The following is a 15,227-nucleotide window of genomic DNA, read 5'->3' as shown; positions in this document are numbered from 1 at the left end:
AACACTAACCTCAAAAGCATTTCATGGATCAGCTTTAAAAGTTGGGTCTGAAGAAATAGTATGTTAAGTATTAAGCATAAATTTTAGTAAGTCTAAAAAGGAAGAACTTAATGTCTGCGACGCCTCTAAACTGTCTTCTAAAATCCTTTATTTTAGCATTGAATGATTCTGCAGCAGCGTTTGTGCTTCAGTTATTAAAAAAGTTAGATATATTATCGTAGTAATTATAAAAGGTGTCAGCAATTGTATTAAATGATTTAAACCCACTTAGCCTGACCTTTTCTACCCAATGTGCCAACTTTAACCACCCTACTTGTTTTGAGCAATCGTGATTGTATGCGTATTTCAACCCAATAGCCAGATAATATGCTTTGTGTATTTCAGGATACCTTTCGAACAATAGTTCCGCTCGTTGCTTTTGAGAAGCAGTCCATTTTTCAGGAGATTTGAATAGAAGATATCTACTACGTGCTAATAATTGTTTGATGGAATCTCCATTGGGAAGTATTTCAGGGGAGTAATCAGTACCATTCTCTCTGGCTGTTTTTATTTCCCAGTTGTCTTGATCTATAGCTTCCCACCTATATTTGATTCGTTCCTGTTGTACCGCATCATAAGCCAACCTTTGTACATGAAACCTGTCTGCAACCCGACTGGCCTTTCTAAAGCAAGACTTTGCTATGGCATTCATTGTTGGCGAAAGGTCTAAGGTTATCTCTTCTACTTGATTTCGTAATTTCTCATTTATATGTTCTTTTATTAGGCTGATGATATTGAAACGTTCTACACCTTTAAAAATCCCAACTATTGAACCTTTTTGCCCCGAAGCAGCCTTGTTGGTAAGTAATGTGTAGAGTTCTCCATTGGACAATGCTGTTTCGTCTATCGATAAAAAACGCCCCATGTTATCGGGAAATATTAAATAATCTTCGGCATGTTCCTTTTGGTCCCATGTGCTGTAGTCACTAAGTTTATGCTTGTATTGTTGTTGAAATGTACTTGCGTTGATACCAAAGAAAATCTTTAAACTTTCTGTGCTAATTGCATTACAGTCCACCAATACCTTTTAAAAAAGAGGCATACTCCGGATCTAACCGTGTGCCCTTTGCTACACTCTCCCAATTTCTACTCCTTTTTTGATATCGACCATCTAATAAAACATCCCATCTTCGACACTTGACACTCAGCGTAACCAAATTACGACGTATGGGACAGTCTTTTATTAACTTGGGCGGCATAAAACCACTTGCCTTATATTCTTTGTCTGAGTATTCTTCCGGAATTTCTTTTTTCTCCTCCAGATATATAGTCAGTTTCTTAGTATAGGCTTGCTGACCACTGGATTCTTGATGTAGGTCAGTTATCACAAAATGGTCTAGAATCCCTTCGGGTAATATCAGTTCTAATAATTGAGTATTGATGTCGTGCACGGTAATCTTTTTTGTTATATTATTCAATGCAAATCTAACATAACAATTTATGAAAACCCAAAATTATGGGGTGATCCATTATTTCCGTTTATATTGAAATAACAAAAAACAAAAAAGCCTGTAAATCATGAAATTTACAGGCCTTTGATACAATCTAACATTTGTTTCGTCGGGGTGGAGAGATTCGAACTCACACCCATAAACTTCTCTCTTACAATACTTTTATTATTTTATCACTTCAACTATTCCCTAATCACTCACCATTCATTTGATATTCATTAGCTGGCTTTGCTGTCCTTTGACAATTATAAAAATACGAAAAAACATTCACTTAGCACATTAAAATAGAGCAAAATAAATGATTACGATACAGTCAATATTAAACGCATAAAAGCTATCCTACCACAGCATTAACTTCATCATTAATTCTGATAAGAAACCGCCTTTTTTGCCATTTCTATTTAACTCAATAAATAGATTAGGTTTATTTCCAACATTAACAGTACCAGTATTTCATAAAACACTTAATATCACATATGTAAGCAACGGTGTTTTTTACCGTTATATTATTTAGTTTAATGGAGTAAATAAAAATAAATTCATAAACTGAATATTATTTGGTCAAATAATTTCTAATTTTAAGCTTCTATTATTGAACCTAAAACTAATTAAATGAATCTTATACATTCCCCATAGATATACTTCCATAAAACTATCTTTTAGCAATAAACTCAAATAACAGAATAGTTAAAAATCCTATATGTATTCGTTAAATAACGATAGTTACAGCAATTAAAGAACTAATATATAACAGGCATAACCGTAATGCGCTTATGCATACGTTGAACGAAAGCTCCTTCGTCGCTAATTAGAAAAGTGGTAACTTAAAGTATTATTCATTAATACTTTATAAGATGAAAAAAAAACATTACGCGCGCAGGTCATTCAAGAAATGCGCTTACGCGGTTACAGTGAGAGAACTGTAGATACTTATGTATCTATGCTCTCGATTTTGGCAAAGTATTACAGGAGGTCTCCGTCAACACTTAGTCATCAGGAAGTAAAAGATTTCTGCTATTATCTTCTTCAAGAAAAAAAGCTTTCGAACAGTACCATCAACCAAATGATTAGTGCCTGGAAAATATTTTGGGTGGATATACTTGGGAACAAGTGGGATGGCATTAAGATAAAGCGTCCAAGAGTAGCGAAGAAACTACCCACGGTTTTGTCTCAGTCAGATGCCTATCGTTTGGTGACAAGTTCATATAATGTCAAACATCGTACATTAATGATGTTGACTTATGCAACGGGCATGCGGTGCGAAGAAGCTCTAAGTTTGTTGCCTGAGCAAATAGATTCGGCACGTTTGGTTGTACGCATAAAAGGCAAGGGTAATAAAAGCCGAGAAGTACCACTTCCAGAGGATATATTAGAACAACTCAGAATTTATTTTAAACAGTATCGTCCTTCGAAGTATCTTTTTGAGGGCTTTAAAAAAGGGAAGAAATATTCCGCAACAAGTTTTCGTAAGATAGTATCACGTGCTGCCTTATCAGTAGGTATAAATAAAGGCGTATCGCCTCATGTGTTACGACATTGTTTTGCTACTCATATGCTTGAAAGAGGTATCAATTTGAAACGGTTGCAGTTACTGATGGGACACAGTTCACTAAAAACAACCTCAGGTTATCTTCATTTGGCTCACCCTTACCTTGGCGAAGTTCCCAATTTGTTAATTCCAATAAAACAGGCACAGCCATGAGTCACACCGAAAATAGTAAACAGAAAATAGAAGTGGCCGATGTTGTGAGGAGCTGTCAAGATGATATTGCTACCAAGTTAAGGTTGAACAAAGAACAACAAAAAGCTATTGAAGCTATAACAAGGTGCCGTACATCAGAAGCAGGCGGTCATATTGCGTATTGTAATAACAGCAGCTGTAGTTACAGTCAACAGTCCTATAACTCTTGTCGCAATAGACATTGCCCCAAGTGTCAGTATTTAAAGCAGCAGCAATGGGTCAATAAGCTCACTAGTCGATTAATGCCCGGACGCTACTTTCATATTGTATTTACCATACCAAGGGAGCTACATCCATTGTTTTACATCAACCAACAAGCATGTTATGACTTACTGTTTCGTTCTGCCTCCCAAGCTTTACAAAATGCAGGACGCAATCCTTCATTTTTAGGTGCTGATGTTGGAGCACTATGTGTACTGCATACCTGGGGGCAAACATTAATGTATCATCCCCATATTCATATGCTGGTTCCCGCTGGCGGCCTGTCTACGGATGGTATGGAATGGGTTGCTTCGCCCAAGAAGTTCTTTGTGCCCGTAAAGGCATTGTCTGGCATGTTTAGAGGTATACTAGTTAAGCAACTCGAAAAACTACTGATCAAGGAAAAACTGAGGTTACCTAAGGAGTTTGAAGGAGCTCAAATGTTGAAATCAGAACTGTACAGTAAACGATGGAATGTATACTGTAAAAAGGCGTTTGGGGGTATCAACAGTGTATTACAATACTTGGGCAGATACACCCATCGGGTAGCTATATCTAATAATAGGCTAACATCTTTATCGGACAAGCAAGTGAGCTTTACCTATAAAGATTACAGACAAAATAGCAAGCAAAAACAAATGACCTTAAATCAACTTGAATTTGTGAGGCGTTTTATACATCACGTCTTACCTAGCGGATTCTTTAAAATCAGATATGTTGGCATACTTGCAACGGTACATATACATGGTAAACGAGAACAGGTAATTGCACTAGTGGGTGAAAATATGTGGTTGTCAAACCTCGAAGGCCTTACCTCATATGAAGTGTTAAGAGCATTAATAGGAAAGGATCCTTGCATATGCCCCAAATGCAATAAAGGCATAATGGTTCGCACAAGGATATTGCACCAACTAGAATGACATTAAGCAGATAAAACGTTCTTTGTTTCATGGATGCAAATAAAACAACCGTTCATGTGGGTGTAACGGGATTGTTATGCCTTAAACCAAACGAAATTAACATGCTGATGAAAGAATGTTGTATAAATAACAGAGAAATATTAGGATCAGAGCGTTTACAAAGAAAAAGAACTAGATGAAATGTGCATAGGTTAGGCCGCCTTCGTTCAACGTAATTTTATCCTTCATGACTAATAAATATTAGCAATCATAATTTTGGATATTTATCAATGTTCAACTTTTTACTTATCTTGGTCGAACAAAGGATAAAATCCTTATAAGTTAGGTGCAAGTGAAATTCAGCCCAGTGCTCTTATACTAATTTAACCAAAAATGATGATTGATTTCAGAGAAATACCACAAGCAAATAAAAGTAATGGAGGACAAGACCGATTTGAACAGTTTGCCTGTGATTTCCTAGAAACTATTGGTTTCAAAATTATTAGACGACCAGATAGAGGTCCTGATGGTAAAAAGGATTTAATTGTTTCTGACACCAGAACTGGTGTTAGTGGAGAAACGACAATAAAATGGCTTGTAAGTTGCAAACATTTTGCTCATTCTGATAATTCAGTAAAAGATACTGATGAGCCAGACATTTATGACAGAGTGTTAAAACATAATTGTCAAGGTTTTTTAGGATTCTACTCAACTTTACCTTCTTCAACACTTTCAGACAAGCTTTATGCACTAAGGGATAGAATCGAAGGTACAACTTATGACTCAACAAGAATTGAGCGAGAATTATTATCATGTAATCAAAAAGAGAGATTACTTGCAAGTTACTTTCCAGATTCAAATGATAAATATCGTCAGAGTATATACATTGATAAGTCAAATCAAAAAGATGAAAATAACAAACTGACTCTCACAATGACAGAAGAGGATGTTTTTCAAATTACAAAAACGGCAATAATTATTTTAGAGATTGAAAAAATAAGAGAGGAGTATTTTGAGGCATCTTGGGATGACAAGAAAAATGTACTAAATAAACTTTATAGATTTCCAGACCATTCAAATGAAAGAATTGCTAGTGCAATATTCGATTTTTTAGAAGATGTCGCACACTTAACATCAGTAAAAATCCCTTCGGATATTGCTGGTTCAATTCATTCATTAGTTCTTACTTTGTTTCCTTCATCCTATAATAATGACACGAAAAAGAGGATTGAAAATGGTAAAAAATGTGTTTACATTGGATATATCTTAGCATATGATGCTTTTATCCACTTAAATAATTTAAAGATTGCAGAATATGGTCTATCAATATTAAAGTTTGTTTATCGTGAAGGTAAAAGAAAAAACATGCAAGAATTAAATGATTATGTTTTAGAACAATACCAAGAATTAGAGCAAACTCTTGACAGACCAGAACGAAATGACTTAGTAAATGCAAAAGAATTAGTTCGTATTTTTAAAGATGATTTAGAAACTAAGGACTTAATTTTTCCTGAGCTACCAAATCATTTATTGCAACTGACTATAAAAAACGACTAGAATTGAAATACAAACAAAATATAAAATTGAAAAATAAAAAAGGTAACACCAGCACCTAACATTTTATAAATGTAACAGTGGGTTCAGTGCTATGCCAGCGGCGGCTTTCCGCTCATTCTCTCGTCCGTATACGGACAGAGAATCACACGCAAATCCACTGCTCCACTTATAATTTACCGTTAGCTCTCATTAAAAAAAACACCCGATGATTATAGAGAATCCTATAACAAGAGAACTTCATAAGAATTGGTTTACTAAAGTTAAAAACAGCTTTAGTATTGATGGAGATGCTGAGTGCTTGTCGCTAATTAGATATCTTGAAGTTTCTCCCAACAAATACTATTCTAAAAAAGCAGAAATAGAATATACTCGTTTTCTATCAAAACTATCGGCATCAGAATCAAAAAAGATACTCGGCGAGAACCGAGGAATTATTGACCAATCAATAAGAGTTATTGAAGAAATCAACAGTCTAAACATTCACAATATTGCAATACCAAAAGACGAGCTAGATATACTAGAGTTTATCGATAAAAATATTCATTACAATTACTTAAGGCTTTTAGAAAATGGATTCTACACCTTAATTCTCTTACCATCGATTTACTCAAGAACTTCGAGAAGCAAATCTATTTCAGGCTTAGACATATTTAATTGTGTAGAAGAATTAGCAAATACTGATTTTGGTTTTATCTCAGAATTTTATAATAATAACATAAGAAACGGTATCGCTCACGGGAAAATTGAAATTATCAATAATGAATTCAAGTATATTGATAAAAAAGGAAATGCGACTTCTATTCCTTTTAAGCAAATTATTAAAATGTTCGATAGATTACTCGATTGCTTAAATGGGTTTGTATTGTCACTAGGGCTTTATTTTCTTTCATCGTCAAAGCCAAACTTATCGTTAAATGATTATATCCCACAAAGTCTTTTATTTGAAGAACTAAAATACCAAATTAACGGACCAGCTTGGGAAGCAATAACATCTTTTGATAGTCGTAATATAAATAACAAAAGACAGCTTAATCTATATATCAAGAATGACTTTCTAGATTATAACAAAGTTCAGTTTAACATATTCAGAACTGCAGTATTAACAGAGAAATTCACCACAGGTTATAATAGAATTTTTATCGGCTTAAAATCGAAAAATTCTAAATCTAAAATTGATGGATTTGCGGGGTTTAATACAGACAAGCTTTGCCAATTACGAAAACACGAAAGCAGTCAGATAGAGGACTACAAAGGAGTTATGGAGGATAATCTACTGTTTTTTATCCCCAAATGGAAACTACCTAAACTATTCTATAAAATAGGAACATATAGAATGATATTAAAAAGTTCATTGGGTAGTTATTTAGAGAGCATACAAAGCCACAAACTATCTAACCGATACAGATATAAGGAAAGTAGTTCTCACTCAAAAGGCAGGTATCTTATTAGTCCTAGAGTTAGTTATTATATAAATGGGAAAGTTGACAACGAAGATATTAAGTCAAATGCACAAAATATAATAAGGTTAGCGAAGAAACACTCAAAATCATCATATAAGAAATTCAGTTTTAAAAGATTCTTAAGAGTACGATATACAAGAGTATTTATTTATACAACAGATGCACGAGTAAGAGAATTTATTAATAGAGGTTTACCACCATCACTTGTTTGTGTAATCAATATGAATCAGACTAAAACGATAAAAGCTCCACTTACTTATGGCAAAGTCGAAAGTTGTAAAAACTATGAGATAATTTGGAATGAAAATTACAATAATAACGAGAGCTAATCGAGTAGATGGCCAGTGAGCTAACAGCCCACTGGTGCACCTCTCACACCACCGTACGTAAGGGTCTCGTATACGGCGGTTCATCTGGTTTACTATAGTTGCTCTTTTCACCATCTATAGCTTTTCAATACTTTAAGAAAGGGCTAGTAAGGCTCGAATCCTTATACCTCCCAGTCAAATTTTTTATCTCCCAAATGCTCGGCCCTTCCTTGCGTTGTGAGACCTCTACATTCCTCTATGTAGCTCGTTACTTGCAAGTACTATGGCGTCTGCTGACTGCTCCGCTCTACCAACCCGTGGTTACGGAGCTCTCCCCTGGTAATTGCTGTATCCTTCCTCCAATGCCTGCCGCATCTACTTTATAAACACTCACCTCCTTGGTGTTTGGACGTCACAATGATATGCTTGCTCATCCGGTTTACAAAGCCTCATATACGGTTTCTGTCCGTCAGTACCAGAGTTTGCCGTTTGGCTTCCTTCACTGCATGGGTCACCCCAAGCCAGCTTGCCACTTGCTAACGGTTCGAAGCGTTACCTCCGCCCGTGATGGGACTTTCACCCTATGGATAAAAATAATGCACCCTAATCCGAGGTTTATTGAAGATAATTTGTATTTTCAAACTTTTTCAACAACTTCGGGTGTGGGTGTACTGCAGCACATGCAGGGCACACACACAAAATATAGGTCATTTGGCGGATAGTGCTAAATTTGAAATAAGTACAATTAATAGAATATATAGCGATTTGATACGATGGTGTCTTGAAATGCCAAACGCCCCATATTCGAAACGACGTTGCCGCTAAAAGACCTCTAGAAGAATCAATAATAATACGAAACCAGTAAAAAAATGAAACATCAAAGCTTAATTTTATGTTTGTTTTTCTTGTTATTTATGAAGTTGACAGGAATGCGAGCTCAGGAAAGTGTAAATGCGGGATGCAACAATATTTCAAGCAGTGATGGTACTATTAGTTATAGTATCGGTCAATTTGCAAACTCGATTCATACAGGTGCTGATGGTGAATTATCAGAAGGAGTGCAACACCCCTATGAAATTACAATAACAACAGAAGTTAAAGAATTTCTTAATATAAAAACTAAGGTATATCCAAACCCTACAAGTGATATTTTAACACTGCAAATTGAAACTAATGATATGGAAAATTACTCCTATAAAATTTTCGATATTAATGGCAGGCAATTACAAAAAAGTAAAATAACTGATGTTCAAACACAAATTAATATGAGCGGATTAGTCTCTGCAACATATTTTATTACAATTTTGCAAAACAATGAAAAAATTAATTCATTTCAAATCATTAAAAAATAAATAATGAAAATACTATTTACAATCGTTATCGCATTATCTATTGCAAGTCATTGCTTTGCTCAAGTTCCGGAAAAATTGAGTTACCAAGCAGTAATTAGGAATTCAAACGATGACTTGGTGGCAAATCAAGAAATAGGAATACAAATTAGCATACTTCAAAGTTCAGCTGACGGCACATCTGTATATGTAGAAACTCAAACTACTACAACTAATTATAATGGTTTACTCTCTATTATAATTGGTGAAGGCAGTGTTGAAAGTGGAGAATTTGAAAGTATTGACTGGTCTAGCGATACATTTTTTCTAAAAACAGAGATTGATATCACAGGAGGAACATCATATACAATAACTGGTTCAAGTCAATTACTTAGTGTACCTTATGCTTTGCATGCAAAAACTGCTGAATCGGTGACATCCTCCTACAATATTGGAGATTTATATGGTGGTGGGGTTATATTTTTAGTTGATAGTACTGGTGAACATGGTCTAATTGTTAGTATGGTAGATTTAAGTACTTCTTATCAATGGAGTAATATTACTGATACAAACATAGGAACAACTAATTCATGGGATGGAGATAGCAATACAACAGCTATAATTAATCAAGAAGGACATTCAAATAGTGCATCTCAACTTTGTAATGACTACACTAATAATGACTATGATACAGGGATATATAGTGACTGGTATTTACCTGGTATCACAGAATTATCTCTTATTGACTACCATCTATATGAAATAAATAAAGCTATCTCAAATGACGGTAATTCTTTGACAACAGAAATTGAGATTGGGCATTATGAAGAAAATAGGAGTATTTATTGGTCATCTACAGAATATGATTCAGGTAAAGCTTACTGTTATATTTTAAGTTCAAAATACAGAGCTCCTTATGGCAAATCAGGTAGTTATAAAGTTAGAGCCATAAGAGCTTTCTAATAGCAAAGTGTTCACTAGTATAAATTACAAGCGGCAACTCGTGCTAATAAGGCATGGCGGTTTGTGCAAAATCGACAGTCGAATCTCGTGCTAACTTTTGCAGCAGTCGGATAAATTGACTCTCGTCAATCTGCCACTACTCATACATTTTACCATTATTGCGATAAGCCAGCGCAAAGCTGAATTTGTTCCAGTTTTGTTGAGTGGTGCAACAATCAGCAAGGCTAAAATTACAAAAGAGCTTTTCTGTTTGCCAGGGCAAGAGCAAGCGGAGATGAAGTTTGGATAAGTAGCTTAGTCTACAATTCATATTGTAAATTGACCCCTCGAAATAATGAATTTACTATGCACAATGACTGCACTAGTCACGCTTAACATTGTAGTATTAATTTATTCATTAACCTTTTAAACACGATTCATTATGCCACATTATTATGTGAACAAAAATGCTCAAGACAATGGAGACCATGAAGTACACAAAGAAGGATGTATTTTCATGCCAGAAAATCACAACAAAATTGACTTAGGTGTTTTCTCTAATTGTAAACCTGCTATTAATGCAGCAAAAAGCCATTATAACCAAGTCGACGGTTGTTTTCATTGTTGTCTTCCATGTCACAAAAGCTAGTTAGTTAAAACTATCCAAGATAAAGGTAGCGGTATAAAAAACGCTACCTTTATTTTTTTACGTATGTTATTTCACATGCTTTGCACAATCGTTGTTCTTGCACATATTCGTTAATATCGTACCAGCCTCCTGTTTTCTGCCAGATATCAAGTCCTCTGCCAAGAATGATTTTCCAATCATTGTTCATTATAATAGAACGATCGTGGATGTTTTCATCAAACTCATAAGAGAACAGTATGCCTAAAGCCTCTAAAGAATAAGCCATCTGTTCAAATGCTTCTTTAGCATTCTCTACATAATCTTCATTATTATTAGTCACCAAATGCAATTTGACTTCAACACCTGGTTCTTTCTTTTCTGTGACAAGTTTAGCAAACTCCATGAAGTTACGTAGCTGATAAGGCAAACGTACGTATGGATCAATGATTTTAATATCTGTTGCACCTATTAGATAAGCACCCAATAGCATATCATAAGAAATACCTTTTTGGTTATCACGTATAATCTTTTGACCACCTTCAAGTTCAAAAGGTACATCCTCAGCCACGTTCTTACCTTCCGATTTTACACTACTTTCATCGCTGATTAACGTTTTTTTAGTCGCAGGCACACCATACTCCAATACTTCTAACGTTTCTATCACCGTTCTTTTTCCATCGCTAATTCTCTCATAGCTAAAATCTACTTCTTCAAAGGTTTCATCCATTTTTTGAAGCTGCTGTTTTACTCTTTTTCTGTTCTCTATCGAAAAATCCAGCAGCTCCTTAGCTTCCTGTTCATTTAATTCTCCATGAGGATAGATGACTTTAAGCAAGCCGGCAAATGTTTTAGCTATAGATGTTTTATCGCGCGTAGTGATAGAATCGGATAGTTTAAAATATTTAGCATACTCATTTGTTTTGTCATCCTTTCTTAATCCCTTTAATATTTCAGCCAGATAATCCACAATAAATCCATAATCCGAGCTAAACATTTCATTACGTAATTTTTGAACCTCCCAACCAGGTACATAAGCATGCATTCTATCTAAAAAAGCAGTATCGTAATAATCTTTAGGTAACGCATCAAACAGGTTACTATGTTTAATCATATGTGGTACAGAATGATCCGTATTACCCACAAATACCATCGAGGCAGAAGCTCCATACACTTGCGTTCCCCTTGAAAAAGATTTATTGGCCATATAATTTTTCATGATATCGACCAGCCCACGATCCGATTTTTTAGTCTTTCCCGCAAATTCATCGTAGGCCACCACATCCCAGTAGCCAACTAAGCCTATTTCTCCGCTACTATTATTAACAAATAATTTAGCTTTGGATACTTCGCCTCCTGAGATAAGGATACCATGTGGTGACATTTCCGAATAGATATGTGATTTCCCGGTTCCTTTTGGCCCTAACTCAATTAAATTATAATTATTCTCTACAAAAGGTACCAAACGGGTGAGTTGTAGTAACTTTGAACGTAAGGTAAATTCTTTAGGGTTCAGTCCTATAGACTGCATAAGCAGATCTATCCATTCTTCTTTACTAAATTTCTTTCGGATATCCTTATATTCATCAATGTCTACATTAGACACTTGTATTGGTTTAATATTTTCAATAATCCAGGGTGACGCATCTTTCTCATCAGACGGATAATAAGCCAAGCTTAGAATACACCACACACCGCTCGACAACAACTTTTTATGCTCTTTAATCACAGAATCTCCAATAGGTATCTTATTTAACCCTAAGTTGGCAAAAGAAGCTTCATACTGATCTTTTCGATCATTTAATTTTACTGCAATTTTATCAATAATTCGATGTGTTCCTTTTTCACGTACCGTTGATTTAATCATTTGCGCCTCATCGCGATGTACAAAATGCTTAGATATGATATTCTTAACAGTCTCAACACCTTGGTAAATAGTTTCTTCATCATCTGTCGCACAATATTGCCCTAATAAATACTCCAATACATAAGTTGGTACTATCGCATTACCCTTTACCAATTTAGTCAGATCTTTTCTTACTACTTTACCACCAAAGTGTTGATTTATTTTTTTATCTAATTCTGTCATTTTGTTAACTATTCTTTTTATGGATGTGCTATTGAGGCCCTATCGGCCACTTATGCAAAAACATACTTTTAAAAACCATCAAAATCATTCGTAAATGAAATATTCAATGTATAAAAATAATTTTTGTATTCTTTCCATTTAGAAGTGCCTTCTACTGGTTCCTCTAAAATCAGTTTCACCCTTTGATTCTTATATTTCCCACTTGCCTTAGTACTTATCTGAAAGTGGTATTTCACCTCACGCATCCGTTCACTACCTTCATCAATATCAAAATTGTATTTAAACTGGTCGCTCAATAACTCCCCATCTTCAGCATAGATAGCTGCACGTAGGCTTCGTGGCAATACTTGTTCTGTCACCAAATCCGATTGAATGAACGATACTGATAATATATTGGTAGTAATCCGATCTGTTGATTTTATAATATCAATATTCACTTTTGAGGTTGTATTTTTCTTTCTTTTAATCACTTTCACTAAGGGAACTACTATCTCCTGCAAAGATATCCCTCCATGTATAAAACGAGAACCTGCTCCTTTAACCCTTAATCGGTTTATAGATTTTGGAAATAGTATATCCACATCCGATGCAATATTCAACTCGGAACCCTTAAACGCTTTTGTTGATGCATCTCCTGATAACGCTTTACCTATTACAAACCTTCTATTTTCCTTCCACACTTCGCCTTTGTGCTTAGATACTGAAAAATCACTCTCTTCCAGTTCACTATGCTGATAAAGAAATCCATGATCTGAGGTAACCATCATGTTGGAGCCATTCATGTTGGCTATTTTCTTCATCATATCCATCAAAAACTGCACCTCATCTTCTACCGCCTCAAAAACCTTTTCTTCACTTGTTTTATCATCACCTACTTTATCAATTCTATTATGATAAATATAAATCAGATCGTATTCCTTTACAAATTCCCGGCCTTCTTTAGCTGAATTCATATTCATAAAATCTTCCGCTTTAACGGCCGTTGCTTTTACCCCCGAATTAGTATTCAACACCTTTGATCTACCTTGAATACCGGTACTACTCATATTATCTACCAATACAACATCTGATTTTTCTTGTAAGGCCAGTTTTTTATGTGGCAACAAAGAAGCCATTCCTAACTGCGTATACGAAGGTAGCGAACTCACCATATAATCTATGGATGATTCATAACGATTTTCAGATTGCAATCGTCTGCTTAACTCAACACCACACTCATATCTAAAAGCATCTGATATAATAACAAAAAGGCGCTTTTTCTTTTTTATAAATGGCTTAACATGAACATCAAAAAACTGCTGTTGACTATGGCTTACTTCGGTAGGCCAGCTCGTTAAGTTGTCCACTATCTTTTGCCAATTATTCGTAAACTGCAATAACCAGTCATTGGCATATACCTTATCAATCTTCTCAAATAACTCTACCAGTATTTTGTTCTGATTTGTTTTCCGATAGTTCCATATAAACTTACGGTAAACAGCATCTATTTTATACAATAATTTTGTATAATGCACAATACCTTCCGATAACGATTCATACTCTGTATCAGCATACTTTCTAATAAGCGCTATTAAAGTAGACGCCTCCGCTAAACATTCATATAAAGCATTGAATTCATGAAACCAAAATTTATTTTCCCGCTGTTTAATTAACTTTGTAACTTTATCATTTGAAATCTCTTCTGCACTAATCAGGCTCACCAATTCATGTATTACCTTAAGATCAGATAAACGGAATAGCTCATCACTGATTACCTCTTCCAAACTAGCTTGATTAAGTTTATTTTCAACATCTATATCAACTTCAATCTTAGCTGACAGCTTACTAAAGCTCTCCCTATATTGAATGGTGTCTCGCCATAGCGACAATAACAAACGTGACTCCTTAGCCAAACCTGATTTTGTCCCCAGGCAAAAGTTATTATTAAAAACTTCTAATAGAAAATCGTAAAGTGAAGGTGTCTCGTTTTGATAATTATATTTAAGCGCTATCTCATGCCAATAAAATCCAGACAGATTAAAACAATCCAGATCTTTATCAAACTTTTCATTGCCATCGGCAAAGGCAGATGCATGCGCATGAATAAAAGTAAGCAGATTAATATGCTCAGTACCAAAAAGAACCGCAAGCAGTTTATACCTAATCTCCTGATGACCATCATCATTACCCAACAATTCCTTGAGTTTTAAGCGACGTTTCTTCGCCTTAAAAAACTCTATATGCTCAGCTACTAATTCCTTAAGATGATATCCTAACCCTATTTCCTGAAGAAACATAGCCTCCTGATCCGTGTGAAACACTTGGTGTGCCAATTCAATATCCAACAGCCAATTTTCCTCATTTAAGGGCTTAGCCCCTGTAAAGTAGAGTAGAAACTTCTTTTCGGGGCATTGTTTTACTACCAGATACTTGACTTCAAATTCATTGCCTTTAACTTGAACTTTTTCAATACCCTCCAAAGCCATCGCATTGAATTGTTCCGTCATATCTTCCTTTTCGTCATACCAAAATACGATACGATGATTCTCAAATTGCTTATATAATGCTTGTTGTATATTGGACATATTAGAATAAACTAATGAAAAAC

The 15,227-nt window shown here is 35.0% G+C and carries 9 protein-coding genes and 2 pseudogenes; 7 read left to right on the top strand and 4 right to left on the bottom strand.

Going from position 1 to position 15,227, the window contains the following annotated elements; genetic code table 11:
- Positions 1 to 70: 70 nt before the first annotated feature.
- Positions 71 to 1,057, bottom strand: a pseudogene (locus CYTFE_RS30475) (ISAon1 family transposase).
- A complete protein-coding gene (locus CYTFE_RS0105450) occupies positions 1,047 to 1,430 on the bottom strand; it encodes an ISAon1 family transposase N-terminal region protein (protein WP_052343433.1) in 384 nt (127 codons plus the stop codon). The pseudogene CYTFE_RS30475 and the gene CYTFE_RS0105450 overlap by 11 nt, the downstream one beginning before the upstream one ends.
- A 940-nt stretch (positions 1,431 to 2,370) precedes the next feature.
- Here CYTFE_RS0105450 and CYTFE_RS31400 point away from each other — a divergent pair.
- The 7 genes and pseudogenes from CYTFE_RS31400 to CYTFE_RS28410 form a co-directional block, all read left to right on the top strand.
- Positions 2,371 to 2,592: pseudogene (locus CYTFE_RS31400) on the top strand (phage integrase N-terminal SAM-like domain-containing protein); the annotation flags it as partial.
- Entirely contained in the window at positions 2,581 to 3,192 is a 612-nt protein-coding gene (locus tag CYTFE_RS25110; protein ID WP_262505569.1) for a tyrosine-type recombinase/integrase, read from the top strand. The pseudogene CYTFE_RS31400 and the gene CYTFE_RS25110, both read left to right, overlap by 12 nt.
- Positions 3,189 to 4,352, top strand: coding sequence for an IS91 family transposase (locus tag CYTFE_RS0105440; protein WP_027470237.1), 1,164 nt, complete (start codon positions 3,189 to 3,191; stop codon positions 4,350 to 4,352). Before CYTFE_RS25110 ends, CYTFE_RS0105440 begins: the two co-directional genes overlap by 4 nt.
- A 372-nt stretch (positions 4,353 to 4,724) precedes the next feature.
- Entirely contained in the window at positions 4,725 to 5,888 is a 1,164-nt protein-coding gene (locus CYTFE_RS28415) for a restriction endonuclease (RefSeq protein ID WP_052522297.1), read from the top strand.
- Positions 5,889 to 6,093: 205 nt separating this feature from the next.
- Positions 6,094 to 7,677, top strand: coding sequence for a hypothetical protein (locus tag CYTFE_RS0105430; RefSeq protein ID WP_027470987.1), 1,584 nt, complete (start codon positions 6,094 to 6,096; stop codon positions 7,675 to 7,677).
- A gap of 848 nt (positions 7,678 to 8,525) precedes the next feature.
- The gene (locus tag CYTFE_RS0105425; protein ID WP_027470986.1) at positions 8,526 to 9,008 is read left to right on the top strand and encodes a T9SS type A sorting domain-containing protein; all 483 of its coding nucleotides are present in this window, start codon (positions 8,526 to 8,528) and stop codon (positions 9,006 to 9,008) included.
- Between the two features lie 3 nt (positions 9,009 to 9,011).
- Positions 9,012 to 9,947, top strand: a complete 936-nt coding sequence (locus CYTFE_RS28410) for an Lcl domain-containing protein (RefSeq protein ID WP_052343011.1) — start codon at positions 9,012 to 9,014, stop codon at positions 9,945 to 9,947.
- Positions 9,948 to 10,624: 677 nt separating this feature from the next.
- Here the strand turns inward: CYTFE_RS28410 and brxL are convergent.
- Positions 10,625 to 12,640: a BREX system Lon protease-like protein BrxL gene (brxL, locus tag CYTFE_RS0105405; protein WP_027470983.1), complete on the bottom strand. Its 2,016-nt coding sequence runs from the start codon at positions 12,638 to 12,640 to the stop codon at positions 10,625 to 10,627.
- A 68-nt stretch (positions 12,641 to 12,708) separates the two neighbouring features.
- Positions 12,709 to 15,204: a BREX-1 system phosphatase PglZ type A gene (gene pglZ / locus CYTFE_RS0105400; protein WP_027470982.1), complete on the bottom strand. Its 2,496-nt coding sequence runs from the start codon at positions 15,202 to 15,204 to the stop codon at positions 12,709 to 12,711.
- Positions 15,205 to 15,227: the final 23 nt, after the last annotated feature.

The organism is Saccharicrinis fermentans DSM 9555 = JCM 21142, from assembly GCF_000517085.1.
GTDB classification, from domain to species: Bacteria; Bacteroidota; Bacteroidia; order Bacteroidales; family Marinilabiliaceae; genus Saccharicrinis; species Saccharicrinis fermentans.
Note: the sequence above shows the minus strand (reverse complement) of the source record. Positions and strands in the feature narration are given on the sequence as shown.

Bases quoted from the DNA above. Each gene is read 5' to 3' on its own strand.
- CYTFE_RS0105440 (WP_027470237.1), top strand. From the start codon at position 3,189: ATGAGTCACACCGAAAATAGTAAACAGAAAATAGAAGTGGCCGATGTT.
- CYTFE_RS28415 (WP_052522297.1), top strand. From the start codon at position 4,725: ATGATGATTGATTTCAGAGAAATACCACAAGCAAATAAAAGTAATGGA.
- CYTFE_RS0105430 (WP_027470987.1), top strand. From the start codon at position 6,094: ATGATTATAGAGAATCCTATAACAAGAGAACTTCATAAGAATTGGTTT.
- CYTFE_RS0105425 (WP_027470986.1), top strand. From the start codon at position 8,526: ATGAAACATCAAAGCTTAATTTTATGTTTGTTTTTCTTGTTATTTATG.
- CYTFE_RS28410 (WP_052343011.1), top strand. From the start codon at position 9,012: ATGAAAATACTATTTACAATCGTTATCGCATTATCTATTGCAAGTCAT.
- brxL (WP_027470983.1), bottom strand. From the start codon at position 12,640: ATGACAGAATTAGATAAAAAAATAAATCAACACTTTGGTGGTAAAGTA.
- pglZ (WP_027470982.1), bottom strand. From the start codon at position 15,204: ATGTCCAATATACAACAAGCATTATATAAGCAATTTGAGAATCATCGT.